The sequence below is a fragment of the Halobacterium salinarum DSM 3754 genome (assembly GCF_008124605.1).
GTDB classification, from domain to species: domain Archaea; phylum Halobacteriota; class Halobacteria; order Halobacteriales; family Halobacteriaceae; genus Halobacterium; species Halobacterium salinarum.
The window spans coordinates 1-21174 of record NZ_VRYN01000014.1; the positions used below are offsets into that span (position 1 = coordinate 1).

The 21174-nt window shown below is 60.3% G+C and carries 28 protein-coding genes and 7 pseudogenes; 19 read left to right on the forward strand and 16 right to left on the reverse strand.

Annotation, left to right across the window (positions count from 1 at the left end; genetic code table 11):
- The 6 genes and pseudogenes from APQ99_RS11505 to APQ99_RS11530 all read left to right on the forward strand — a co-directional run.
- Window positions 1-164 (forward strand): annotated as a pseudogene (locus APQ99_RS11505) (ISH3 family transposase); the annotation flags it as partial.
- Window positions 165-339: 175 nt separating this feature from the next.
- A complete protein-coding gene (locus APQ99_RS11510; RefSeq protein ID WP_136361236.1) occupies window positions 340-660 on the forward strand; it encodes a DUF7471 family protein in 321 nt (106 codons plus the stop codon).
- A 68-nt stretch (window positions 661-728) separates the two neighbouring features.
- Window positions 729-1241, forward strand: coding sequence for a winged helix-turn-helix transcriptional regulator (locus tag APQ99_RS11515; RefSeq protein WP_136361235.1), 513 nt, complete (start codon window positions 729-731; stop codon window positions 1239-1241).
- A gap of 206 nt (window positions 1242-1447) precedes the next feature.
- Entirely contained in the window at window positions 1448-1900 is a 453-nt protein-coding gene (locus APQ99_RS11520; RefSeq protein WP_136361234.1) for a right-handed parallel beta-helix repeat-containing protein, read from the forward strand.
- 31 nt (window positions 1901-1931) lie between these two features.
- Window positions 1932-1994, forward strand: a pseudogene (locus APQ99_RS13060) (hypothetical protein); the annotation flags it as partial.
- A gap of 73 nt (window positions 1995-2067) precedes the next feature.
- Window positions 2068-2502 (forward strand): annotated as a pseudogene (locus APQ99_RS11530) (AAA family ATPase); the annotation flags it as partial.
- Window positions 2503-2956: 454 nt separating this feature from the next.
- On the opposite strand, the gene APQ99_RS11535 reads toward APQ99_RS11530, so the two are convergent.
- Both APQ99_RS11535 and APQ99_RS11540 read right to left on the reverse strand, forming a co-directional pair.
- Entirely contained in the window at window positions 2957-3517 is a 561-nt protein-coding gene (locus APQ99_RS11535; RefSeq protein ID WP_136361232.1) for a class I SAM-dependent methyltransferase, read from the reverse strand.
- 1 nt (window position 3518) lies between these two features.
- The gene (locus tag APQ99_RS11540; RefSeq protein WP_229373340.1) at window positions 3519-3899 is read right to left on the reverse strand and encodes a DUF302 domain-containing protein; all 381 of its coding nucleotides are present in this window, start codon (window positions 3897-3899) and stop codon (window positions 3519-3521) included.
- On the opposite strand from APQ99_RS11540, the pseudogene APQ99_RS13020 reads away from it, so the two are divergent.
- A pseudogene (locus APQ99_RS13020) lies at window positions 3780-4488 on the forward strand (aminotransferase class V-fold PLP-dependent enzyme); the annotation flags it as partial. The gene APQ99_RS11540 and the pseudogene APQ99_RS13020 sit on opposite strands and share 120 nt — an antisense overlap.
- Window positions 4489-4691: 203 nt before the next feature.
- On the opposite strand, the gene APQ99_RS12675 reads toward APQ99_RS13020, so the two are convergent.
- Genes APQ99_RS12675 through APQ99_RS11555 form a run of 3 tightly spaced genes read right to left on the reverse strand, consistent with a single transcriptional unit; the run spans window position 4692 to window position 5667 of the window.
- Window positions 4692-4841 (reverse strand): HalOD1 output domain-containing protein, encoded by a 150-nt coding sequence (locus APQ99_RS12675; RefSeq protein WP_168731183.1) that lies wholly within the window; start codon window positions 4839-4841, stop codon window positions 4692-4694.
- A 5-nt stretch (window positions 4842-4846) separates the two neighbouring features.
- Window positions 4847-5419 carry a DsrE/DsrF/DrsH-like family protein gene (locus APQ99_RS11550; protein ID WP_136361231.1) on the reverse strand — a complete coding sequence of 191 codons (573 nt, stop codon included), beginning with the start codon at window positions 5417-5419 and terminating at the stop codon, window positions 4847-4849.
- A gap of 2 nt (window positions 5420-5421) precedes the next feature.
- Complete coding sequence (locus tag APQ99_RS11555; protein WP_136361230.1) at window positions 5422-5667, reverse strand: sulfurtransferase TusA family protein; 246 nt, start codon at window positions 5665-5667, stop codon at window positions 5422-5424.
- Window positions 5668-5916: 249 nt separating this feature from the next.
- Between APQ99_RS11555 and APQ99_RS11560 the strand changes: the two genes are divergently transcribed.
- Genes APQ99_RS11560 through APQ99_RS11575 form a run of 4 tightly spaced genes read left to right on the forward strand, consistent with a single transcriptional unit; the run spans window position 5917 to window position 9254 of the window.
- Window positions 5917-7110 (forward strand): MBL fold metallo-hydrolase, encoded by a 1194-nt coding sequence (locus APQ99_RS11560; protein WP_136361229.1) that lies wholly within the window; start codon window positions 5917-5919, stop codon window positions 7108-7110.
- 8 nt (window positions 7111-7118) lie between these two features.
- Window positions 7119-7610, forward strand: a complete 492-nt coding sequence (locus APQ99_RS11565; RefSeq protein ID WP_136361228.1) for a YeeE/YedE family protein — start codon at window positions 7119-7121, stop codon at window positions 7608-7610.
- A complete protein-coding gene (locus tag APQ99_RS11570; protein WP_136361227.1) occupies window positions 7610-8068 on the forward strand; it encodes a YeeE/YedE family protein in 459 nt (152 codons plus the stop codon). The genes APQ99_RS11565 and APQ99_RS11570 overlap by 1 nt, the downstream gene beginning before the upstream one ends.
- Window positions 8069-8078: 10 nt before the next feature.
- Window positions 8079-9254, forward strand: a complete 1176-nt coding sequence (locus tag APQ99_RS11575; RefSeq protein ID WP_136361226.1) for an inorganic phosphate transporter — start codon at window positions 8079-8081, stop codon at window positions 9252-9254.
- Window positions 9255-9269: 15 nt separating this feature from the next.
- Here the strand turns inward: APQ99_RS11575 and APQ99_RS13025 are convergent.
- A pseudogene (locus tag APQ99_RS13025) lies at window positions 9270-9637 on the reverse strand (helix-turn-helix domain-containing protein); the annotation flags it as partial.
- A 238-nt stretch (window positions 9638-9875) separates the two neighbouring features.
- Here APQ99_RS13025 and APQ99_RS12680 point away from each other — a divergent pair.
- The 3 genes and pseudogenes from APQ99_RS12680 (at window position 9876) to APQ99_RS11590 (ending at window position 11525) form a co-directional block, all read left to right on the forward strand.
- On the forward strand, window positions 9876-10025 hold the full coding sequence (locus APQ99_RS12680) for a DUF7512 family protein (RefSeq protein ID WP_168731182.1): 150 nt from the start codon (window positions 9876-9878) through the stop codon (window positions 10023-10025).
- 18 nt (window positions 10026-10043) lie between these two features.
- Window positions 10044-11011: pseudogene (locus APQ99_RS11585) on the forward strand (sulfite exporter TauE/SafE family protein).
- A gap of 109 nt (window positions 11012-11120) precedes the next feature.
- On the forward strand, window positions 11121-11525 hold the full coding sequence (locus tag APQ99_RS11590; RefSeq protein WP_012289716.1) for a helix-turn-helix domain-containing protein: 405 nt from the start codon (window positions 11121-11123) through the stop codon (window positions 11523-11525).
- 50 nt (window positions 11526-11575) lie between these two features.
- Here APQ99_RS11590 and APQ99_RS13065 read toward each other — a convergent pair.
- From APQ99_RS13065 to APQ99_RS11610, 4 genes and pseudogenes are all read right to left on the reverse strand, one after another.
- Window positions 11576-11647, reverse strand: a pseudogene (locus tag APQ99_RS13065) (hypothetical protein); the annotation flags it as partial.
- Window positions 11648-11737: 90 nt separating this feature from the next.
- Complete coding sequence (locus tag APQ99_RS11595; RefSeq protein ID WP_158308650.1) at window positions 11738-11938, reverse strand: homing endonuclease associated repeat-containing protein; 201 nt, start codon at window positions 11936-11938, stop codon at window positions 11738-11740.
- Window positions 11939-12196: 258 nt separating this feature from the next.
- The gene (locus APQ99_RS11605) at window positions 12197-12460 is read right to left on the reverse strand and encodes a type II toxin-antitoxin system RelE family toxin (protein WP_049892762.1); all 264 of its coding nucleotides are present in this window, start codon (window positions 12458-12460) and stop codon (window positions 12197-12199) included.
- Window positions 12453-12731, reverse strand: coding sequence for a ribbon-helix-helix domain-containing protein (locus APQ99_RS11610; RefSeq protein WP_012289717.1), 279 nt, complete (start codon window positions 12729-12731; stop codon window positions 12453-12455). The genes APQ99_RS11605 and APQ99_RS11610 overlap by 8 nt, the downstream gene beginning before the upstream one ends.
- Window positions 12732-13092: 361 nt before the next feature.
- Here APQ99_RS11610 and APQ99_RS11620 point away from each other — a divergent pair, with 361 nt between their 5' ends.
- Complete coding sequence (locus tag APQ99_RS11620; protein ID WP_136361224.1) at window positions 13093-14457, forward strand: restriction endonuclease; 1365 nt, start codon at window positions 13093-13095, stop codon at window positions 14455-14457.
- A 34-nt stretch (window positions 14458-14491) separates the two neighbouring features.
- Here the strand turns inward: APQ99_RS11620 and APQ99_RS11625 are convergent, their stop codons facing one another.
- From APQ99_RS11625 to APQ99_RS11640, 4 genes are all read right to left on the reverse strand, one after another.
- On the reverse strand, window positions 14492-15442 hold the full coding sequence (locus tag APQ99_RS11625; RefSeq protein ID WP_049892765.1) for a MarR family transcriptional regulator: 951 nt from the start codon (window positions 15440-15442) through the stop codon (window positions 14492-14494).
- 44 nt (window positions 15443-15486) lie between these two features.
- Complete coding sequence (locus APQ99_RS11630) at window positions 15487-16071, reverse strand: hypothetical protein (protein ID WP_049892767.1); 585 nt, start codon at window positions 16069-16071, stop codon at window positions 15487-15489.
- A 55-nt stretch (window positions 16072-16126) separates the two neighbouring features.
- Window positions 16127-16522, reverse strand: a complete 396-nt coding sequence (locus APQ99_RS11635; protein WP_049892769.1) for a DUF7567 family protein — start codon at window positions 16520-16522, stop codon at window positions 16127-16129.
- Between the two features lie 73 nt (window positions 16523-16595).
- Window positions 16596-16961 (reverse strand): DUF7568 family protein, encoded by a 366-nt coding sequence (locus tag APQ99_RS11640; RefSeq protein WP_012289723.1) that lies wholly within the window; start codon window positions 16959-16961, stop codon window positions 16596-16598.
- A gap of 132 nt (window positions 16962-17093) precedes the next feature.
- Here APQ99_RS11640 and APQ99_RS11645 point away from each other — a divergent pair, with 132 nt between their 5' ends.
- The 4 genes from APQ99_RS11645 (at window position 17094) to APQ99_RS11660 (ending at window position 19906) form a co-directional block, all read left to right on the forward strand.
- Window positions 17094-17273, forward strand: coding sequence for a hypothetical protein (locus APQ99_RS11645; RefSeq protein WP_136361223.1), 180 nt, complete (start codon window positions 17094-17096; stop codon window positions 17271-17273).
- Between the two features lie 1206 nt (window positions 17274-18479).
- A complete protein-coding gene (locus tag APQ99_RS11650; RefSeq protein WP_136361222.1) occupies window positions 18480-18875 on the forward strand; it encodes an MFS transporter in 396 nt (131 codons plus the stop codon).
- A 278-nt stretch (window positions 18876-19153) separates the two neighbouring features.
- Window positions 19154-19396, forward strand: coding sequence for a hypothetical protein (locus APQ99_RS12685; protein ID WP_168731181.1), 243 nt, complete (start codon window positions 19154-19156; stop codon window positions 19394-19396).
- 288 nt (window positions 19397-19684) lie between these two features.
- A complete protein-coding gene (locus tag APQ99_RS11660) occupies window positions 19685-19906 on the forward strand; it encodes a hypothetical protein (RefSeq protein WP_136361220.1) in 222 nt (73 codons plus the stop codon).
- Between the two features lie 223 nt (window positions 19907-20129).
- Here APQ99_RS11660 and APQ99_RS12690 read toward each other — a convergent pair whose 3' ends face one another.
- Window positions 20130-20267: a hypothetical protein gene (locus APQ99_RS12690; protein ID WP_168731180.1), complete on the reverse strand. Its 138-nt coding sequence runs from the start codon at window positions 20265-20267 to the stop codon at window positions 20130-20132.
- 2 nt (window positions 20268-20269) lie between these two features.
- Window positions 20270-20815 (reverse strand): type II toxin-antitoxin system death-on-curing family toxin, encoded by a 546-nt coding sequence (locus APQ99_RS11665; RefSeq protein WP_136361219.1) that lies wholly within the window; start codon window positions 20813-20815, stop codon window positions 20270-20272.
- Between the last annotated feature and the right edge of the window lie 359 nt (window positions 20816-21174).

Consider the following 21174-nt stretch of genomic DNA (forward strand, 5'->3'; position numbering starts at 1 on the left):
TGCACTACGAATACGTGGCGACGCCGCGCCGAGGCGGGCGTCGCCTCTGGTGGTGGCCGTACAAGGAGTTCGTGAATATGGTTCGACGGGCAGCGTGGACGGCCCTCGCGGTGCGTCGGGCCGTCCCCGCGAACCGGCCACCAGACGACCGGTTCCACCGGTAGTCACCCACCGAGTACGGCGTCTCCGCAAGTGGCAACGCTGTCGCGTCGGCGGCTGAGCGCCGCCGACAGCGACAGCTCCGCCTTCGATCAGCGTTGCTCAACCGTGATCGACGACTCACCACAACAGAACAGATGGCTCAAGTCGGATTAGCCGGCGATGCTTTGTGAGGTACTGATGTTGCAGTCAGTCAGCAACTGGCTGAGTGGCGGCGAGGCGGCGGCCCTGCTTGCCGTGCTCGGGCTGGCGACGCTTGGGACGGCGGCGCTGTTCGTGATGGGGTTAGCCGGGTACCGGCGGCGCTGGTCGAAGGTGTACCTGTTGGTTGCGAGCGCACTCGGACTGCTCTTGGCTCGGTCCATCATGGGGTTCGGGACCGTCCTTGGCCTCGTCCCGATGCCCGTCCACCACCTCGTCGAACACGGGTCGGACTTCCTTGTCGCAACGCTGATACTATACGCGCTCTACAGCGGTGATCCGCCGTCGCCAGTGGAGTGAGCTGTGGATTCTCACTGCCCGGGAACCGAATATGCGCATTTGTGCCCGACGGAACTAGCACGCGATGTATGAGGGACGTGCGACAGGCGGTCGACCGGCACGTCGAATCAAACCCGGGTGTCCACTTCAACGAACTCGCGCGGAACCTCGACATCGCGACGGGACAGGCCCAGTACCACCTCCGTAACCTCCTGGACGCAGGCAGCCTCGACACCCAGGAGGTCCGCGGGCGGACGCACTACTTCCCACCGGGCTACGAGCCCTGGGAGCAACGCACCATCGCGTTGCTCCGGCGCGAGACGGTCCGGAGTATCATTGTCGCTGCTCTTGAGGACCCCGAGCCATCTGCGGCAGGCCTGGCAGACGAGTTGGACGTCGCCCGAAGCACTATCTCTTGGCATGTGTCGACGCTCGTCGACTCCGACATCGTCGAGAAGACCTACGACCAGAAGGGACGGAGCCACATCACGCTGACGCGACCAGTGGAGACCCGCCAACTGCTAGGCGAGGTGACGCCGTCGCTCCCGGATCGGCTGGTCGACCGCTTCACACGGCTCGTCGACGACACGCTCGTGGACTGAAACGCCAGTGGTGGGCTAACGAGACAGTGCAGCAGGCACGAGCAACCCTAGACAGGCCGGTCTCGGCAGTTGTCAGAACGGACCCGGCGCCAGTCGCGTCGACAGTTGAGCGAGCGTCCGGCGCTCGGCGGCCCGCGGGTGTCGTTCTCGGCGACGACGCGCCCTCGCTGGCCGGCGCTGTCGAGGCAGCCCCCGCGATCACGACCATGCGACTCCTATCAGGCCGATACGCCGCCACCCTCGACATCTCGAAGCCGGTTACGCTCACCGGAGCCGGCACCGACACAGTCCTTGAGGCCGGCGGGAACGGCTCCGTTCTCACCGCCCAGTCGCCGGACGTGGCCGTCACCAACCTCCGCATAGTGGGCGTGGGCGACGCAACTGCCGGCGAGATAGCAGCGGACGACGGGTCGATGTGGGACGAACGCATCCGGCTCACGTACGGCTACGGGGATGCCGGCGTCCGCCTGCGGGACGCGAACCGATCGCGCGTCGAGAACGTCACCGTCCACACACCTGCGAACGGTATTGTCGCGCTCGATAGCCCCGATACCGTCGTCCGGGACGTCGACGTCCACGGCACGAACGGGACTGCCGGCTTCATGGGCGTGCTGCCGATGTACTCGCAGGTAGTCGTCGAGGGCTTGCGGCGGCCGTGACGCCGTCTACACGCACTACGCCGCTGAGACTGTGATTCGAGGCAACCACGCACAGAACCTCAGGTACGGCGTCCACGAGATGTACACCAGCGACACGCTCGTTGTCAACAACACGGTCCGCAACAGTGAGGCGGGCATTGTCGTGATGACACGCCCAACAGACCGCGTTCCGCAGCGAGCTCACAGTAGCGGAGACTGTCGAGCTCTACGGGTCATTGGTGCCGGGGCGCGTCGGCGTCGAGCGGGTTCTTGGGCGCGTGGCTCTCTCAGCCGTTACCGACCGCCGGACCAACGCGCTCTCCGGCGGGATGCGTCGGTTGCTTGGCGTCGCACAGACGATGCTCGGCGACCCGCCAGTGCGCGTACTCGATGACCCTGCCAGCGGTCTCGACCCCGGGATGAGTCGCTACCTCGGCACAGTCGTCGAGCGCCTGACTGCCGACAGCGGCGCCGCCGTGCTGCTGTCGACCCACGACCTGCAGTTGGTCGACCGCATCGTCGACACTGTCGTGGTTGTTGCCCACGGCAAGGTCGACGACGACCGGCTCCCGGCGTGGTCGGAGTTCCAGGAGCTGGCGGGTAAGTACGAAACCGAATGGTGATCGAGTACTGGGACGGAGCTAATTCTGTAAGGGTTACGCGTCGTCCGGGCGAGGGAAATTCTCGTACTACGTGCTGGGGAACTACGCCTGAGCCGATTCGGCGGCTGAACCTCGTGGTCGACCGGGAGGGATAGCTGTATCACTGGCAAACCGAGGAGGAGCTCGTCGACGTCACAGAAGATCTCCCGTGACGGCGGTGGAACTATGACTGTCTGCGTTAACCAACAAATCAGTTCAGCGAGCCAGGTTGTTGGTTAAGGATTGATCCGACCTGGTGAGAGTGGGCTATTCGGTACTTTGCAGCGTTCAAGATGTGCTCTAATCACTGACATCCCGTATTTAAGCCTTATTTCTACACAAATGAGAGTAATCACTGGCCCTCCAAGAGGCGGGTATTTTCTATTTGTGCCCCGGCCGTTCGTACGAGGAGTCTTTCGAAAACGGGAGTAGTCTCCTATCTGAGCTCGCCGGTAAGAAGGAAGGTCTCTGGCCGGACGGCAGTATGCTCAATGTGAAATCCAGCTTCGCGGAGGTCGTTCGCCGTTTCCGCACCACTGAATCGTTCATCAAGTGGAGGCCCGTGGTCTCCACTCCCCGTTGCCGCCCAATCGACGATAATCAATCGACCGGCGTCCGCTAGCACGCGAGTGATCTCGGCCAGCGCCTCTTCCCCAGCGAACTCATGGTACGTCATCGTCGAGAACGCAGCGTCGAGGCTGTTCGTATCGAACGGGAGATCATCGACGCCACTCGTCACGAGTTCGACGTTCTCGGGGACGCCTTTCTCCTGGTAGTAATCGTGCATCGCTTCCTGGATGTCGACGGCGTACACGTTGTCGACAGCCGGTGCGACATCGTCGGTGTAGAACCCGGTGCCGCCGCCGAAGTCCGCTACGGTCTCGTCGCCATCCGGTGACAATGCCCAGAGTAACTCTTCCGCTGAGAGAAACCGGTACCGTTGCTGTGCATCCTCGAGTTTGTCGGCGCGATCGGCATCAAACGTATGATACCCCATATTAGAGGTTTGCGAACGCCTCACCGACGAGTTCGCCGGTATCGGCGACAATGTCCGCCATCTCCTCGTTGTCAAGGGCTATCCCAACGAGGCGGGCGATGTGCATAATGGAGACGTGATAGACGACCTGTTTGCCCGGTTGCTCCTCCCAGATAACGACGTTGCAGGCCATGAGAGCTCCGAGTTTATTATCCGTTGCATCGAGCGCACGGTCAGCGACTTCCGGGCTGCACGCGCCGAGCACGTAGTAGGGGTCCCGGCCCGCGTCGACCTCGACGCCTTCGCCGAGGCCGTCGCCGACGCGCGGCTGGCCTGTTTCAGCGCAGTGACGTGGACGCATGGCACCCAGTTGCCCGTCGCCGATCTCGTCGACATCGCTCACGAGGCTGGCGCGTTCGCGCTCGTCGACGCTGTCCAGGTGCCGGGACAGCTTCCGATGGATGTCGGTGGGTGGGAGGCGGACGCAGTCGCGGCGGCCGGACACGAGTGGCTGTTCGGGCTGTGGGGTGGCGGCTTCCTCTATATCGACCGCCAGGCCGCAGACTCACTGCTGCCGACCAGAGTTGGGTACTGAAGCGTCGAAACGCAGACTGCAGATCCCTACGAGTTCGCAGCCGGTGCCCGCCGATTCGAGATCGGCTCGGCGAACCCAGTGCCACACGTCGCCTTGGCGGAAGCCATCGAGGCGATCGACGAAGTTGGAGTCGATCGTATCGCTGTCCGGATCCAGAAATTAGCCGGCCAGCTGGCCAATGGCGTCCCTGACGACCGCCTCCTCAGCCCGGCAATGCCCGAGTCGGGGGCTCGTAACCATCGATGTGGCCGACCCCGAAGCGACGGTGGACCGACTCGCGTCGGAGGGGATCGTCGTTCGGGCGTTACCAACGCCGGATGCCGTCCGCGCATCAGTCCACGTGGTTAACACTCATGCTGAGGTCAGGCAGCTGCTGGACGCTCTCGAATCGGAGTGAGCCTGACGCAGCGACGATTTACCGCTTCTCCCGCTACGATAATCTCTCAGAGTCTACTCGTTGAAAACGGCCGGCATTGTTGGAGTGACCGTCGGTGGAATACCGCTATTAGAGAGGAATTCTGTCTGCTTCAGTCGACCTGTACGCTACCGCTCTCGTCGACGACGACGTCGTGGCCACGATACGCGAATCGTACTTCGAGGTCAGGACGGCGTCGAGTCCTCGACCAACCGTTCTACTGCATCCGGATCGACGACCTCGGCTAGCGGCGGGTCGAGTGTGGTCGGCTTGATGCCTTCCGCCTCCGCGACGGCGTCGACAATCTGGGAAATCGGATTCTCGATGTTATTCACTGGGTTTAGACGAGGAGTTGGATGTCGGCGTTGGCCATGTCTTGGAGTGCGGTCGCCGCGCCGACGCCTGTGGTGACACCATCGTAGAAGTCGTCCTCATCGTAGTCCATCAGGTCGATGGTCATCTGACAAGCCTGGAACTCTACGCCCATCTCCAAGCTCGTCTCCAGCAGCTCCTCAATCGTGGCGGTGTCGTTGTCCGCGATCTTCTTCTCCATCATCTTCGTTGTCACACGGTCCATACCCGGGAGTGCGGCGACGGCGTTCGGCACGGGCATGTTGGGGTTACCGACGGAGCTGAGTTTGAGGTCCTTCGAACGCTCCTCGTGGAGGATGTCCAGCCCCCAGAACGTGTGGAAGACGGTCACGTCGTAGCCGAACGCGGCCGCGGTGCTGGCGAGGATAAGCGGTGGGTACGCCATGTCGAGCGTCCCCTTCGTCGCGATGATGCTCATTTTCTTGCTGTCGTCCTCGTCAGCTGCCTCGGTGAGTGCGTCCTCGAGTTCGTCCACGCGTGCGGCCAGTTCCGCACGCGAAGGCGCGTCGTCGGCCGAGGCGTCGGGTGTGTCCGTACTCATCGTTACTCCGTCTTGCGGACGTAGTGTTTGTACACGTCGTCGGCTTCCTCCTGGTCGACGAGTTCGACGCCCTCGGTGCCGGACGCCCAGCCGTCGATGTCGCTCATGCTCCCCGAATCGGTTGCCAGCACTTCGAGGATCTCACCTTCGGCGAGTTCGTCGATGGCGGACTTCGTTTTCACAACCGGCATTGGACACGATGCACTCTTCACGTCGAGAGTCTCCGTAGTGTCGAATTCAGCACTCATTGGTTATCTGCTCCGTTTGTCTGTATTGGAGTTGTCGAACAATACTCCCTACCCAAGTAAAAGATTGTTGGTTCTTGTGAAGACTACAAATTACTCTCCGACCAGGCATCGCGTTATAAGGGCCCCAAACTCCAGACATAGGCAAAATAAGGCCATCAGAGCTAGATCAAAGCATGCCAGTATTGCTTAGATATGGAATTACTATGGGAATGCTTTTGTACGTCTACCCAGTAGGAACGACTACACAACATGAACGCTGACGACTTCCCGACTCCGGATGTCGACGTGGAATCCGTCGATCCGGACATGCTGAAAGACCGTATCGATGCCGGCGAGGACGTCACGCTCCTCGACGCGCGTATGCAGTCGGACCACGAGGAGTGGCGCATCGACGGTGAGAACGTCACGTCAATCAACATCCCGTACTTCGAGTTCCTCGAGGACGACATCGACGAGGACGTCCTCGACCGGGTTCCCGACGACCGCGAAGTGACCGTCCTGTGCGCGAAGGGCGGCGCCAGCGAGTTCGTCGCGGGCACGCTCGCCGAGCGTGGCTACGACGTGAATCACCTCGAGGACGGGATGAACGGGTGGGCACGCATCTACGAGGCCGTCGAGGTCGAGCGCTACGACGGCGCCGGCACTCTCATCCAGTACCAGCGGCCCTCCTCGGGCTGTCTCGGCTACCTGCTGTACGACGACGGTGAGGCGGCGATCATCGACCCGCTGCGCGCGTTCACCGACCGATACCTCGACGACGCCGGCGACCTCGGTGTCGACCTGCAGTACGCACTCGACACGCACATCCACGCTGACCACATCTCGGGCGTGCGCGACCTCGACGATGAAGGCGTCGAGGGCGTCATCCCCGAGGCCGCCGTCGACCGCGGCGTCACGTACGCTGACGAGTTGACGACCGCGGCCGACGGCGGCAGCTTCTCGATCGGCGATGCGACGATCGAGACCGTCTCCACGCCCGGCCACACGACCGGGATGACCTCGTACCTCGTCGGCGACAGCCTGCTCGCGACCGGCGACGGGCTGTTCATCGAGAGCGTCGCCCGCCCCGATCTTGAAGAGGGCGACGACGGCGCTCCCGACGCCACGCGCATGCTCTACGAGTCCCTCCAAGAGCGCGTCTTCTCCCTGCCTGACGACACGCTCGTCGGTGGCGCGCACTTCAGTGATGCCGCCGGGCCCGCAGCGGACGGTACCTACACTGCACCGATCGGCGAGCTTGTCGACGAGATGGACGCGCTCACAATGGACGAGGACGAGTTCGTCGACCTGATCCTCTCGGACATGCCGCCGCGGCCGGCCAACTACGAGGACATCATCGCGACGAACCTCGGCCAGAACGCCGTCGACGACGAGGAAGCGTTCACACTAGAGCTCGGGCCGAACAACTGCGCCGCCAGCCAGGACTCCCTCGCGGGTGACTAACGACGCCGATGGTGATCGATCCACTTCCACTACAGGTTGCCGCCGAGCTGTTCCCAAACGGCATTAGCCGCTACGCTATCGGCGGACTGCTCGTCGGCCTCGGTGTCACTGTCATCTACCTCGGCACCGGCATCAGCGCCGGCGCAAGCACGTTTCTGGAGTCGACGCTGTCGTACGTCTCCGACCAGTCCCGCTTCCAGCAGTACGTCGCCTCCCGGGACTGGCGGCTCGTGTTCACATTCGGCATCGTCCTCGGCGCGGTCGTGTACGCCGTCGTCTACCAGGGCGGCGCGTGGACAACCAACGTCCAGCCGTGGCGACTGCTCGTCGGCGGCATCTTCGTCGGTATCGGCACGCGCGTCGGAAAGGGCTGTACGTCCGGCCATGGCGTCTGTGGTGTCGGCTCGGCGTCGAAGACGTCCATCGCAGGCGTCCTCACGTTCCTCACCGTCGCCATTGTGACCGCACAAGTAGTCGCCGCACTGGGGGTGAGCCCCTGATGAGTAACCGGCATCCCGCGTTCATGCCGTTGGTTCTCGTCGGCGGCCTCATCTTCGGGTTCGGGCTAGCGTATAGTCAGATGGCCCGGCCGGAAGTCGTCTTGAACTTCCTCCGGTTCGAGGACTTCGGACTGGTGTTCGTGATGTTCGGCGGCGCCGCCGTGACGGGCGTGACGTTCTTCGTCGCGCCGCGGCTTTTGGGCCGTGCGCCGCTGACCGGCGATAGCTTCGAGCGCCGCCTGAAGTCGTTCGACCGGAAAGTCCTCGTTGGCGGCGCCATCTTTGGCGTCGGCTGGGGGCTCTCCGGCATCTGTCCGGGTGCGGCGTACGCAAGCCTCGGCATCGGGAACATCACCATCCTATGGGCGCTCGCCGGGATGTTCCTCGGCGCGTACGCCCAGGGCTTCTGGCGGAGCCGCAGCCAGGCGCGTGACGCTGCTGCGACGGGCGCAGACTAACTCACTGTTTATGGACTCCGCTCTCATTGCCCTCTTCGTCGGTGCAGCGCTCGCCAGCCTGTTCATGGCGTGGGTCATCGGCGCCGGCTCGAGTGGGGCAACGCCATATGCGCCTGCCGTCGGCGCGAACGCTATCGCGACGATGCGGGCCGCGCTGCTCGTCGGTGTTTTCGGCTTCGCCGGTGCCGTCACCCAAGGCAGCAACGTCTCGGAAGCAATCGGAAGCGGCCTTGTCGGCGGCATCAGCCTGCCAATCGCCGGCGTCATCCTCGTGCTCGTGTTGGGCGCCGGCCTGATGGTGGTCGGCATCACAACCGGCTATCCGATCGCGACCGCGTTCACTGTGACCGGCGCCGTCATCGGTGTCGGCCTCGCCATGGGTGGCTCGCCCGTCTGGCCAAAGTACCGCCAGATTGTCGCCGTCTGGGTGTTAACGCCGTTCGTCGGCGGTGGTATCGCGTTCACCATCGCGAGTCTCCTCCCGCGCCCCGACATCCCCGAACGGTACAGCGTCCCGGCGCTCGCCGGGCTCATCGGCGCCGTCCTCGTGAACATTCAGTTCAGCTTTCTTGCCGAGAGAAGCACGGCGGGAACCGTCCGCGGGCTCGGACAGCAGGTGCTGGCAGTCGATGGGGTCACGTCAGCGGCCGGGATTACTGGCCTCGGGGCGCTGGCCGTCGCGGCGGTCGTCTGGTGGGACATTAGTCGCGACGAAACCGGCAGCCTGCGGCGCGTGCTACTCGCTCTCGGGTCGCTCGTGGCGTTCTCCGCAGGCGGCAGTCAGGTCGGGCTCGCCATTGGACCATTACTGCCGTTGCTCGACGAGGTCGGGATGGTCTCGACATTCACCGTGCTCGTCGGCGGCGGTCTCGGAATGCTCGTCGGTTCGTGGACGGAATCTCCACGGATGATCAAGTCGCTTGCACAGGACTATTCATCGCTGGGGCCGCGGCGCTCCATCTCGGCGCTCGTGCCATCGTTCCTGATCGCACAGCTGGCAGTGCTGCTTGGCGTTCCGGTCTCGTTCAACGAGATCGTCGTCAGCGGCATCATCGGGAGTGGCGCCGCTGTCGGGGGTCGGGAAGCAGTGAATGTCAGAAAGATTCTCCTGACAGTCGGGGCGTGGGCAGGGTCGTTCATCCTCTCGTTCGCGCTCGCGTATGCCGCTGGCGCGCTGTTGTTGTAGCACCGGACAATAGCGTTAGTCGGCGGCCTGTTCGGTTCGTCGACCGTTCTCGATGCTCAGTGGGTCGGTCGTCGAGGTCACGGTGACCAGCCGCAGAAACTGACCTGCGTTCGTGAGCAGCTTGTTCTCTGCCTTCCAGAGGAGTTCTTCGTACGTCGAGCGAGCGACGGGCGTCTGTCCGGCGAAGTCGCGGAGCGACGTCTTCCGGGGCTGTTCGTAGTATCCGCTTTCGAGGACGAACTGGAGGGCGCTAACTGCCGGTCAATGATGTCCTCGAGCAGTGGGCTCGCTGGCGCCAGCATACTATGCGGAATCTGTGTCTCCGAAATTGATGTTTTCGAGAGGAGTTCGATCTCTTTGTAGGAACGGAGCGATTCGAGCAGTTAGCGCACATCCTCGCTGCCGAAAACTCTCTCCCTCTCTTTCGACGGTATCTACGATTTCCCCCGGGACCTCACTTTTCTGTTTGCTTATTTGTGTCCTATGAATAAGTCATGAAATACTATCAGAAGTAGCATTGTGTAGTATATCCAAAACCGCTAACATACGACGTCGGTTACGAGTGCACGTGCAGAAAAGCATAATTCACACAAATCCGTCTCGAGTGGGTGGAACGTGGTAATGATCGACGCGCTGTCGCTCCCGCCGACCGTACAAGCGGCCGGACTGATCGGTGCTGTGTTGCTCGAAGCGATGGTTCTCCACGTCGGCTACGGCGTCGTTACGAACGCGCTCGGTCCGAACGTGAAGCGAGCCCTCGGAGGTGAGTGAGCTGTGGAACTGCTCGGGATGCGTCTGCTGCTCGTCGGATTCGGACTGCTCATTGGCATCCTCTTCGGTTTCTTCGGAATGGGTGGGTCGTTCCTTGTCACGCCCACCCTTCTCGTGATGGGGTACCCGTCGCGGGTCGCCGTTGGTAGCGGGCTCACGTTCGTGTTCGGCACGAGCGTCATCGGCGCGCTCCGACACCGCGAGCACGGCCACGTCGACTACAAACTCGCAGTCATCATGACCGTCGCGACGACGCTCGGCATCGAGATCGGCAAGCGCGTCGTCGACGCGCTCCATGCGGCAGGGAACGCCGACCTCGTCATCAGCGTCGCGTACGTCGGCCTGCTCGCAACAGTTGGCGTACTCATGCTACGTGACGCCCGCGCTACGGGGACGTCCTCAACGAGCGTCGACCTCTCAGACCGCGTAAAGGAGCTGGAGATCCTGCCGAGGTGACGCTCCGCGGTGATGTCCGCGTGTCCGCGAGTATCATCTTCGGTATCGGGCTAGTCGTCGGTGTCCTTTCCGGGCTCCTCGGCGTCGGCGGCGGCTTCCTGCTGATGCCCGCGATGATGTACGGAATGGGCGTGCCGGCTGTCATCGCCGTCGGGACGGATATCCGCCAGATTACGATTTCGGGGGCGTTCGGCGCGTTCGTCTACGCCCGGGATAGATTCGTCGCGATTCCCGTCGTGGCGACGTTGCTCGCCGGCAGCGCGCTCGGTGCGCGCATCGGCGCGGGCGTCTCGAACCTCGTCGACGAGGACGACATCAAGGGGTACTTCGCGACGATACTACTCGTAGGTAGAGTCGCTGTCGCCGCCAAACGCGTCGGCACCGCCTTAGACATCGGCGTACTCAACACTGTGAGTATCGTGCTCATCTTCGGCGCGACCGTCGTTGTGAGTGGTGCGATCCTGTTGGCTGCGGTGTGCCAGCTTCGCGCCGACAACACTGGCTTCTGGTGCCGCCTTTCGGCGACGTAACTCTCTACCGCGGAGTCCCATCATCGGTTCTCAGCCCACTATAGCACAAAATTGTGCAATCCATACAAAAATCTTATAATTGCACAGTCCCTACGACTCGGCGATACTAATGCCAGATTCAATGTCTGAACAACTCCGCAGTGACATGGAGTGCGAGGGGCTGTTGGAGTGCTTCCACGGCCTGAAAGAGCTCGATAAGGAGTGCTTCCCGGCGCTCGTCGAGGCCGAAGAACCGCTGACCGTCGACGAAATCGCCGATGCGGTTGATCGTGAACGGTCGACGGCCTACCGCGCCGTCCAGCGCCTGCTCCAGACCGGTTTCATCGAGAAAGACCAGATCAACTACGACCAGGGCGGCTACTACCATGTCTACTCGCCGACGGATCCCTCGAAGATAGCCGACGATATGCAGCGCCTGCTCAACGACTGGTACGCGAAGATGGGCCAGCTCATCCAGGAGTTCGAAACCAAGTATGAACAGTCCGAGACTGCGGCCCCGGCCGCCGAAAGCTGACGGTTCTCTCTTCTCTCTCCTTCGGGTGCTGATACTTCTCGGAAGCAGATTCATACGTGCTCCCCGCTTGATGGCGGACGACCGAGCTGCTCCGCAAGGCGGTCAATCTCATCCAATAGGTCCTGATCGGTAAGTCGGAATTTCCGATTTGGAGCGTAGCCAGCCTCACGAAGCGCCTCGTTCCAGCTCCCGAATTTGTTCTGGCAGACGCGCTAGGAGTATTCTACGTGCTCGCTCATCTCCTTTGCTGTCGGCGATTTTCCTAATTTGTCTGCGACACGCTGAATATCGTCGAGAATCACATCCGCGTCCGTTACGAGCTGGTCGCGGCGATGAACGGCTGTTACGTGGCCGCCCAGTTCGTTGGCGGTTGCAAATGACTCGCCACAGTAGTCACAAATATGCTCTGTCACGGCTTCGTCACCTCCCTCCGCGGTTCCCCCGTAATCCGTTATAAACTCTCGACTTCGTACTCAACTCCTGTTCCCAGTAGAGTTCGTAGAGGAGCGATTCGGCACGCCAGGGGTACTCTGAATCGGTCATAAGTCGGTGATGGGGAGTGGGACCCCCCGCACCCTTCTCGGGGGGCAATAAACACTACCGACCGGAATCGTACGTGAATCTCAGATCGGATTCGTCACCGACCGGAGCAGTTCAGTAGGTAGAATTGGTTACGGCGGGAGGTGGCGATCGTAGATATTCCGGCGATGCCCGACCGCCTCGACAATAATGATATCCTCGTCTCGGTCCCACGTGATGATTGCTCGGTAGTCGCCTGCGCGGAGCTTGTAGTACGGGTAGCCGGTGAGCTTTTCGAGGCGGTGAGAGGTCCAGTCTTTCGCCTCGTCGAGTTTCTTGACCAGTCGCTCTTGGGCTTCGGTGTCGAGTCCGTCCAGCAAATCGAGTGCTTTTGATGTCCACTCGGCCTTAGTCATCGATGCCCAGGCGGTCCTTCACGTCGTCTTGGGACACCGTCTCGCCCTGGTCTCGCTGTTCGCGGCTCTCTGCCAGGTGCTTGAGCGCTTCCTCGGACAGCTGCGTGGGGGGATTGACCGCATCCCGGAGGGCATCGCGAATGAACTCGGACTTGGTCGCGTAGCCACGCTCCTCCCAGACGTCGTCGACTTGTGCCAGCAGCGACTGCGGCACCCGGACGTTGATTTTCTCCATTTCGCCGTCGCCGCCCGCGTCACTGTCGGTGCTCATATGCTGTGATACGCTCGTATCACGTAAGTAGCTTCGGTTGAGTACTCTGGTGGGTGACCACATCGAGACTCCGATCGGGAGTGAGCCGCTGGTGTTCGGAGAGATTTAGAACGACAGCTTGGCCGTCGACGCGAAAGCCGACGTATTCGATGGGGTCATTGTGACGGTTAGCAAGCGCTTCGGCCTGGATTGCGTTCGACGTGGGGCGTCGTGCGTTCCCGTTCATCGGTTCGTCGCGGGAGTTGTCACCCCCGCACCCCTCGCGGGACGTAAAACAACATCTGCGGCCGCCGCATCCGCTTTCGCCGCCGAAGTCGGCAACGTATTTGGTTCTAGCAAGATACAGTCCAATTAGATTCGGATGGCTGTACTGGACGACCTCTCGGGGTTCGAGTTCGAGGACGTGATGGAGGACGTGTTCCGGAACCTCGGCTACGAGAACGTCCGGCAGGCCAAGCGGACAGCTGACGAGGGCCGGGACGTCTTGATGGAGGAAGTCGTCGACGGAACACGGCGGGCGATCGTCGTCGAGTGCAAGCACACGGGAACCGTCGGGCGGCCGGTCATCCAGAAGCTCCATTCAGCGATCGCGACGTTCGACTTCGACGGCCCAAAACGCGGCATGGTCGTCACGACCGGCCGGTTCACGAACCCGGCTCAGGAGTACGCCGACCGCCTCCAGCAAAACGACGATCCGCATCCAATCGAGTTACTCGACGGCGAGGACCTCCGGGAGATCGCCGACGAGATCGGTCTTGACCTCTACAACGGGCGCATCGAGATCCTCTGCGACGAGACGCTCCGCCCGTACGACCCGGCCGCCGACGTCGACGCGGCCGTCGCGGAGGCGTTTCGCGACATCGAGAACATCGAAGCCGCCGACCTTGCGGAACCACATTCTGCGGTGACGTTCCGCCCGGTGGTCGCGGTCACCGCGGACACGAACGCTGTCTTCGAGACGTCAGTAGGGGTCATCCACCGGATCAACGACCGGACCCGATTCGTCGTCCACGCCGAGCGCGGGCAGCCCCAGGTCGTCGACGAAGACGTCGGGACGCTGGTCACCGAGAACCTCCACGCGACGGTCGACCTCGATGTGGAGCAGTTCGCGGAGGTGTTCGACGACGTCGAGGAGCGCCGGTTCGGGCAGACCCAAACGGAGTACAAGGAGTGGGCCGTCGAGCGCCTCCAGCAGCACCACACGACGACGGTGACCTACACCGGCGACAACAACGTCACCTACAACAAGACGTGTGAGCCGAATCTTTCAGACATCTCGGTGCAATCGATTGAGCCGGTGTACCTCCCCGAGGTTCGGCACACCACCGACCTTCAGGAGTATACCTATCCTTACGAGTACTACGCAGCGGGTCCGTCCAGAGTGACCGCCGAGGACGGCATCCATCGGTGCGTCCACTGTGACACGAGCGGCGTCGACGAGCCGTACACGTATTGTCCGAACTGCGGGGCAATCGCCTGCTCCAGCCACATCAAAACGGAGCGGCTGAAAGGCGAGCCGGTGTGTACGGGGTGTGCGGTCACCGAGCGATTTGCGTTGAAGACGAAGTACTTCTACGACGAACAGAACCTCAAGGCGTTCCGCGAGGAGTACGCGGCGATGCCCCTCCACGAGAGAGCGATGGAGAACAAGCTACTGGCCGGAGGGAGTGTGGTCGCGACCCTGTTAATCGTCCTCGGCGTTCTCGTGATTGGCGGCATCATCTAACCTGAGCAACCTCTGCCTGCTGTGGACGCAGCTGTTACGACACTCCGTACTGCTCTTTGAGCGCCATATATTCCCCCTTCTTCGGGAGGATGACGGGCAGATCATCTGTCCTGTCGAAGTCTCCCTGAAGTGGTCGATACAACGCGTCCACAGTAGGTCCCAGGTCGTACCACTGTGCGGTCTCGACGAGTGTCTCCTGATCGACATCCTCCGCCTCGATCAGCAGCATCGAATAACTGACGCGCCGGGACCCGCTATCGAGAAGGAGCGTATGGCACACGACTTCAGCAGGCGTTAGGCCTTCGTCTGGAGCATACCAGAACGGAGGCTCGCCGGCGAGGAAAAACTGTAGACCATACTCTGCAAACCGGCCCAATCCGGTCATCTCCCAGTCCGGCGCTGCTTGGAGTGCGTCCGTATCCTCACCGGTCTGCACGCGAACGAGTGCTCGCTTTGGATCACACCACGCGATCGTGGCGCTGGGGGCGACTTCCCGGACTCGGGCTCGATGTTTGTGTTCTACGGCGGCCCGAGCGAACGCCAACAGCGGCGAGACCTCGTCCCGGAGGGCGTACTTCGGATCGCATCTGGAGAGTAAGGCCCGGTGCTTGAGCGGCGATAACGCGCTATGGACACCTTGTCGGGTGATTCCGAGCCGATCTGCGATATCAGCGATGTGTCGTGGTCTATCGAGATACCAACACACGCGGAGTGTGGCTGGGGAGAGCAGTTCCGTCCAGTCTACGTGGCTGAACTCCGACTGAAGCGTGCGATACGCTTCGGTGACGGGGTGTTCCGCGATGCGGACTCGACGCTGATTGCTGGGACCACGGGTTTCTGCGAGTAATCCCGCTGCGAGCAACTCATCGAGTACATCGTACAGATGTTCTCGTGAATACTCGGTTTGAGCCGCGAGTTCCTCCGGTGTCGCATCACGGCCGGTACTCAGCGCGTCAAGCACGGCGAGTCCGGCCTTCGTAATCATGTGTGTCCTTTTAAATCCTAATTATATAAATATGATTTGGGATTTTACTTGACGACCGCTTCGCCCCGGACCAATTCTGTGAGCGCGGCCTCGAGCGACCCGTGGAATTGCCAGTTTGCCCGTTCGAAAGCCTCGTCGGTCGGGCCGTCCCAGCGGGGGAATGCAGAGCGACCGCTCACTTTGACTGTCCACTCTGTCGGCTCGTCGAACGGGTTCTCCGTCGGGAGTTCCACGACGTAGAGATACTCCTCGTCGCCGTGAATGCCGTCATTTGGATCCTCGACACCGTGGCCCAGCAGGAACAGCGGCTGATCGAGGTGCTCCATGTTAGCCGGCTTAAGGAGATCCGCTGGCTGAGCCGCGTCGATCGTTCGCTCTGGGTCGCCATCCAGATAGAGGTCGACCGTCGAGAGCTTGTCGAGGAACATGAACGTCGCCGCTGTGTACCCCGGTCCGCGCTCGGCACGGGTCGCATCGAGAAGCGCTTTCAGCTGTGTGAGGTCCCGGAGAACGCTCCCCGGGTAGCCATCCGAATGCCGGTACACCTGCGCGACGCGGTCGGCGCTGCCATCTGTCTCACCAATCTGTTCGACTCGTTGGACGAATCGGAGTTGACTCCGTGTCGACATCGATACTCGCCGGCGCAGGAACAACACCACGCAGTCGTTGCGGGATTGCAATTCGCTACGCGAGATGTGATACCTCATCTGTTTCCTCTATATCTTCGAATTCATTACGTTCGACCGGTTCCCAGTCCTCCCCAGGTGCTGGACTCCACCAGTCGACCTTGTAGGTGCCCGGTGCGCCGAAGACCTTCACGCGCGCCGACCCATCAGGCAGGTCGCGGCGCAGTTTTTCATCAACGTGGAGGTTCCAGGTCGTGTCGGTATCGAAGCAGGCGAGCACGGCCTCCTCGTAGCCGCGTGTCTCTCGGGACTCTTGGAGTTCGACCTGGGTATTGCAGTTCTTGCAGAACACCCCCTCGAAGGGGATGTGAGTGAAGACCTCCTGCCCGCAGACGGGACACCAGAGGAACTCGAACAGTGCCTCACTGTGTCGGTCACGTACTTCGAGACTCATTGGTTGACTAACCCGGTCGTGCCGGGCCACCACCTCATGCCCGGCCGACAAACATCGCCCAGCGCTTACTCACTCACCGTTCGGTACCGTAGACGATGCGTGAGGGAGCTTCGTACCCACAATCGGGGCAGTCATACCACCGCTGGACTTTCGCCCCGTCTGCCGCCTTCTCGCCGACGCGAACGTCGACGTTCGGACACTTCGGACAGCTAAGGTCTGGAGCGGGACGCTCCCGGGGCTCGTCACGGAACGCCGTCGCGTCCTTCGTCTCGTACCCCCGCGACCACACCGGGTAGCCGTCGGCGATGATTGCTCCACGCCATTTGTACCGGGACGGGTCCGGGGCTCGATGCAGGACGGCTCGGGCACCGGTCTCGGTGTCTCGATAGGCGAGCGTCGGCGAGCGGCTCTCGCGTCGCCAGTTGGTGATGGGGGACATTCTTACTAGTGGACGTCAGCGGGCACGATCCAGAGTTCCTCACTACGCTGAGTGGGATATGCAGTTCCAAGAAGACGAAGTTTCGGTGTCGAGCCAAGAACAGCCTGGAACGGCACGCGGAACCCCGAAGAGATGAGCACCGAAGAAAAAGAAGAGTTCGGCATCAAGAAGGTTCTTCGGTCGGAAATAACTCATCAAGACGGAGAACTCCAAGCACAAACCACCACCGACGAAAAGGTATACATGGCGGAAAATCCGCCCCTGTCAGTCACCCATATGAGTACCGAGGAGAGTAGAGAACGCTGGGAATAACCTCCTCCGTATAACCAGCTATCGTTGGATGTCTCGCTGACTGAATTCCTTCTCTTGCGGTTTTGTATGGTGGTCCTGGTTACTCTGGACCGAGTGGTCCCATAGCCATATACAACAGCAGTAGAATGACCGCCCCGAGACCAGGAAGGAATACACTTGCCAGAAAGAGTGGCTCAAGCACTTCAGGTGGCCGCCAACCGAACACGACGACAACCACTAGGAATGCCGTTGAAAGCCAGAGTAACCATTGGACGGGATTCCGGAGCCGCGAATCGAAATCGATCTGCTCGCGAATCAACTGAACAACGCGGCTCATACGTTCTATTACTCTAACTTCCCACATCAAAGTTGTGATAAGAAAGCTGGACTGGAAGGTGACAGTCAAAGCTACAGTGTGGCCCGGTGCATTAACATCTCCTCGAGTACGTGTTCGCGGAAATCATCCAAGACGACCGTCCGCATATCCTGAATGCCACAACCTCGGTGGATGGAGTTATCCGCACTGTCATTTATAGCTGGGTTGGATGACTCGCTACACTTGAACCGTACTGAACGATAGTTTCGCTGACCGGGCTGGATGAAAAGACCATATTGAGACGACTATTAAGCAATGGAATTCTTCGATCCGTGTTGGTTAATCGGTAAGATCCTCCCTCGACTATTCGAGGCCGGGACCGTAGCGATCTCACTATAATTAAACAATTCACAAAGGATGCTTTGCAACATAAAATAGCAAATGGTGAACGCCTCACCAAGCGTGGTGTTCGGACTTGTGAAACCTCTGGTAAAATCAAGGCTGCAGATGCGTATATTGGTTTTGTAGGTCCTGGCTGTGGGAACCGTCATCAACAACTAAAATGGGAAGGCGGTTTCAATGACGGAGATAGCGGGTCTGTGGCATATCAGAAAATCGGATCTGCAAATGATACGGTAGGAATAGCAGGAACATGTAACTGAACCGACCCAAACCCCGTTGATCCAAATATATTCGACACGAAAAAGTACGAAATCAAACAAAGAGCGACCTCGCCGATGGAAAAAGCGTAGTGAGGCGATTCACAATCTGGGATGAGGAGGGTCGTTGTGCACAGACGTCACCTCCTCACTCCTCTCGAAAAATAGTCTCGATAAGCCGCTGCAGTCAGGCGATTCCGCTCTTAGCTAAAGACGAATGATCTACACGTATAAGAAGACAAAGTCCGTGGTATGAATCTCCGGTCACGGCTCCCGGAATCGTTTATCCTGAAGTACTACGGATACTCGATGGCTCGTTCGGCACACTTCTCAGTGGCCGTGTGGGTCGTGTTCCTTACATCCCGTGGGATCGACTTCTCACAGGTCGGGTTCCTTGACGGTGCGTTCTCGCTCGCACTGATCGCCTTCGAGGTTCCGACCGGGTACATCGGTGATCGGATCGGTCGGCGAAACAGCATCCTCGTGAGTATCGTTGTCTCGGCAGTCGCGTCTATCGGATTCGCCTTCTCGCACTCGTTCCCATTATTCGTCACGGTGTACGTCGGCCTCGCGGTCGCACAGACCTTCCGCTCCGGGACCGACACGGCATGGTTCTACGACGCACTCGGGGAACGACTTACCGAGTAGCGGTTCACCCACGTCAAGGGTCAAGCGAACGCGCTCGGATACGTCATGACGGCGCTCGCGGCGGTAGTGGGTGGATACGTCGGAAATATCAACCTCGCGTACCCGTGGATCATGGAGGGTGTCGCCTACCTGATCGGAATTCCCCTCGTGTTGAGTTTCCCGGAGACTGACATCACGGACGATGAGGGAAGTCGTTCCGGCTGCTCGACGCACTGCCGGCGATCAAAGAACAACTTCCGAAGCGACCGCTCCGGTCGTTCATCCTCTACACCGGCGTCTTGTACGGTGTCGCCGGCGCGATCAACTTCTTCGTCCAGCCGATCAGTGTGGACTTCAGCTTCAATCCGGACACGCTCGGGTGGCTGTTCGCCGGATTCACGCTCCTCTCGGCGGCGGTGAGTTACAACAGCGGGTGGATCAGGAGTCGGTTCGGTGTCGAACAGTGGTTCCGAGCTGCTCCGCTCGTGCTTGGGCCACGCTTCATACGCAAGTCCAACTACGAGCGGCTCAACCTCTGCTAGATACGCTGGGTAGCCGTACGGTCCCGGGTACGCTTCTGGATCCCAGCCGCGAATCCAGAGATACGTCTGCTCTTTGAGTTGGCTACCAACTCTGGACTCGAGGCGAATTTTATTCGAGCTTTGGGGGAGGCAAGTCGATAGTGCCACCTCCTGGCTTGAACAGGCGTTCCACGGCGATGGGCCGTGGGAAGGAGACAGCGATCACGGAGATTGTTCGAACTGCTAGAGCCTGGATAACCCCCACACTGGTAGTAAAAGCTTAAGATTGAGTGGTTCCAACAATAATTCATGCAAACAGAAACCGAGAAACGAGTCGTACGAATTGGTGGTCTGCTCCTCGTTCCAGTACTCGCATTTGTACTGTTCGTAGGAGCGGAAACCTTCGACGGAGGCATCGTCGGTACAGCTCTCATCGTGGCTGTCCCGATGGTCGTCTACGCAGCAGGCCTCCATTTCGTTCTGAAGGGGGTTTCAGATCAAACGAACGGACAAGACGCTAGTCCCACCTGATGTTCGCCTTCGTACACCGGACAAATAGCCGTGGCGGGGGCTGCTCCTGACGCTCCGATGCTCCCTGCTCGTCCCCAGTCCGGTCACGGGCGGCACTGAGAAGCCGCTCGCGAACAGAAGACTGACTACAGCAGTTCCCGACAGCGGTAGAGCCGATTGCTGGAATACCGATATCGCTCGACCGGCCGGCGTACTTGGTAGAACCCCCAGCTAAGAGATTGTACTACTCAGTCGCGAGTTCGTCGTATATTCCCTCGTGCTCGTCAAGGTCTTGGCGGCCGAGGAACCGGATGAGATACTGCCGTGCCTCTTCAGGGGTCATCTCATCGGGAATCTCGGGGTGGTCACTTTCAGCGGCCATCGTTACTCTTCACTAGGGGGGTCGTCGTCATAATCGTTCGGTTCGTTGGATCCCTGATCGACTGTGTCGTGGTCCGCCGGTAGCTGGTCTGTGCCTTCAATTCGTGCCAGCCACAGGTTGATGGTCGCCCCGTATTCCGGCGCCAGCGGCTCTGTGTGCGCTTGTAGATACTCGGTCACATCGTCCTCATCGACACTGCCCTCATCTGTCGCGAGCGCCTTCAGGATCTCTTTGACCTCCCGATCGTAGTCAAAGCGGCGGCCATTCAGCGCGTAGAAAATTCGGGTCGACATGAGAGCCGTTCGCTTGTTGCCATCGACGAATGGATGATTCGCCGCAGTGAGCCGCAACAGCTGAAATGCCTTTTCGTGAAGCGACTCGGGAACCTGGCCGAAATGGCCTTCCTGAATATGTTCAACCGTGTGTTCAATATCGCCTGGCGAGGCGACACCAGCGGTTGTCTCCGCATTTGACTCCACGATCAACTCGTGGATGTCACGGATATCAGCAGCCGATAGATAGCTGATTGATTCCGGATCCGCATCCATTGTCGATATCCTCTGTTACAACACTTAGAGGGTGTCATAGAAGTCTTCACACACTATGATAGAGTTTCTGACTGTTATAGAGAGTTACTAGCTTAGAAAGTCGTGCACTTGGTGCACGGTATGTTGAGATGCTTAGAGAGTGCCCTTTCGTTTCCGAATTATGATCTCTCTCACTCGCTCAGCGTGGTTTGACTCAGATTGAACGAACGCTGTGAGGATGGCCTCGACGATCTCGGAGCGGCTGGCTCCGAGATCGTCACACTCAGCGACCAGTTCGTCCACTTCTCGCACAATTTCCTCGTCAACAGCGACTCCGAATTTCTCTTTTGCCATAGCTACGACAAGCTAAAAATAGCGTG

Coding starts and splice junctions, on each gene's coding strand:
- APQ99_RS11510 (WP_136361236.1), top strand. CDS start 340: ATGTTGCAGTCAGTCAGCAACTGGCTGAGTGGCGGCGAGGCGGCGGCC.
- APQ99_RS11515 (WP_136361235.1), top strand. CDS start 729: ATGAGGGACGTGCGACAGGCGGTCGACCGGCACGTCGAATCAAACCCG.
- APQ99_RS11520 (WP_136361234.1), top strand. CDS start 1,448: ATGCGACTCCTATCAGGCCGATACGCCGCCACCCTCGACATCTCGAAG.
- APQ99_RS11535 (WP_136361232.1), bottom strand. CDS start 3,517: ATGGGGTATCATACGTTTGATGCCGATCGCGCCGACAAACTCGAGGAT.
- APQ99_RS11550 (WP_136361231.1), bottom strand. CDS start 5,419: ATGAGTACGGACACACCCGACGCCTCGGCCGACGACGCGCCTTCGCGT.
- APQ99_RS11555 (WP_136361230.1), bottom strand. CDS start 5,667: ATGAGTGCTGAATTCGACACTACGGAGACTCTCGACGTGAAGAGTGCA.
- APQ99_RS11560 (WP_136361229.1), top strand. CDS start 5,917: ATGAACGCTGACGACTTCCCGACTCCGGATGTCGACGTGGAATCCGTC.
- APQ99_RS11565 (WP_136361228.1), top strand. CDS start 7,119: ATGGTGATCGATCCACTTCCACTACAGGTTGCCGCCGAGCTGTTCCCA.
- APQ99_RS11570 (WP_136361227.1), top strand. CDS start 7,610: ATGAGTAACCGGCATCCCGCGTTCATGCCGTTGGTTCTCGTCGGCGGC.
- APQ99_RS11575 (WP_136361226.1), top strand. CDS start 8,079: ATGGACTCCGCTCTCATTGCCCTCTTCGTCGGTGCAGCGCTCGCCAGC.
- APQ99_RS12680 (WP_168731182.1), top strand. CDS start 9,876: ATGATCGACGCGCTGTCGCTCCCGCCGACCGTACAAGCGGCCGGACTG.
- APQ99_RS11590 (WP_012289716.1), top strand. CDS start 11,121: ATGCCAGATTCAATGTCTGAACAACTCCGCAGTGACATGGAGTGCGAG.
- APQ99_RS11605 (WP_049892762.1), bottom strand. CDS start 12,460: ATGACTAAGGCCGAGTGGACATCAAAAGCACTCGATTTGCTGGACGGA.
- APQ99_RS11610 (WP_012289717.1), bottom strand. CDS start 12,731: ATGAGCACCGACAGTGACGCGGGCGGCGACGGCGAAATGGAGAAAATC.
- APQ99_RS11620 (WP_136361224.1), top strand. CDS start 13,093: ATGGCTGTACTGGACGACCTCTCGGGGTTCGAGTTCGAGGACGTGATG.
- APQ99_RS11625 (WP_049892765.1), bottom strand. CDS start 15,442: ATGATTACGAAGGCCGGACTCGCCGTGCTTGACGCGCTGAGTACCGGC.
- APQ99_RS11630 (WP_049892767.1), bottom strand. CDS start 16,071: ATGTCGACACGGAGTCAACTCCGATTCGTCCAACGAGTCGAACAGATT.
- APQ99_RS11635 (WP_049892769.1), bottom strand. CDS start 16,522: ATGAGTCTCGAAGTACGTGACCGACACAGTGAGGCACTGTTCGAGTTC.
- APQ99_RS11640 (WP_012289723.1), bottom strand. CDS start 16,961: ATGTCCCCCATCACCAACTGGCGACGCGAGAGCCGCTCGCCGACGCTC.
- APQ99_RS11645 (WP_136361223.1), top strand. CDS start 17,094: ATGAGCACCGAAGAAAAAGAAGAGTTCGGCATCAAGAAGGTTCTTCGG.
- APQ99_RS11650 (WP_136361222.1), top strand. CDS start 18,480: ATGAATCTCCGGTCACGGCTCCCGGAATCGTTTATCCTGAAGTACTAC.
- APQ99_RS11660 (WP_136361220.1), top strand. CDS start 19,685: ATGCAAACAGAAACCGAGAAACGAGTCGTACGAATTGGTGGTCTGCTC.
- APQ99_RS12690 (WP_168731180.1), bottom strand. CDS start 20,267: ATGGCCGCTGAAAGTGACCACCCCGAGATTCCCGATGAGATGACCCCT.
- APQ99_RS11665 (WP_136361219.1), bottom strand. CDS start 20,815: ATGGATGCGGATCCGGAATCAATCAGCTATCTATCGGCTGCTGATATC.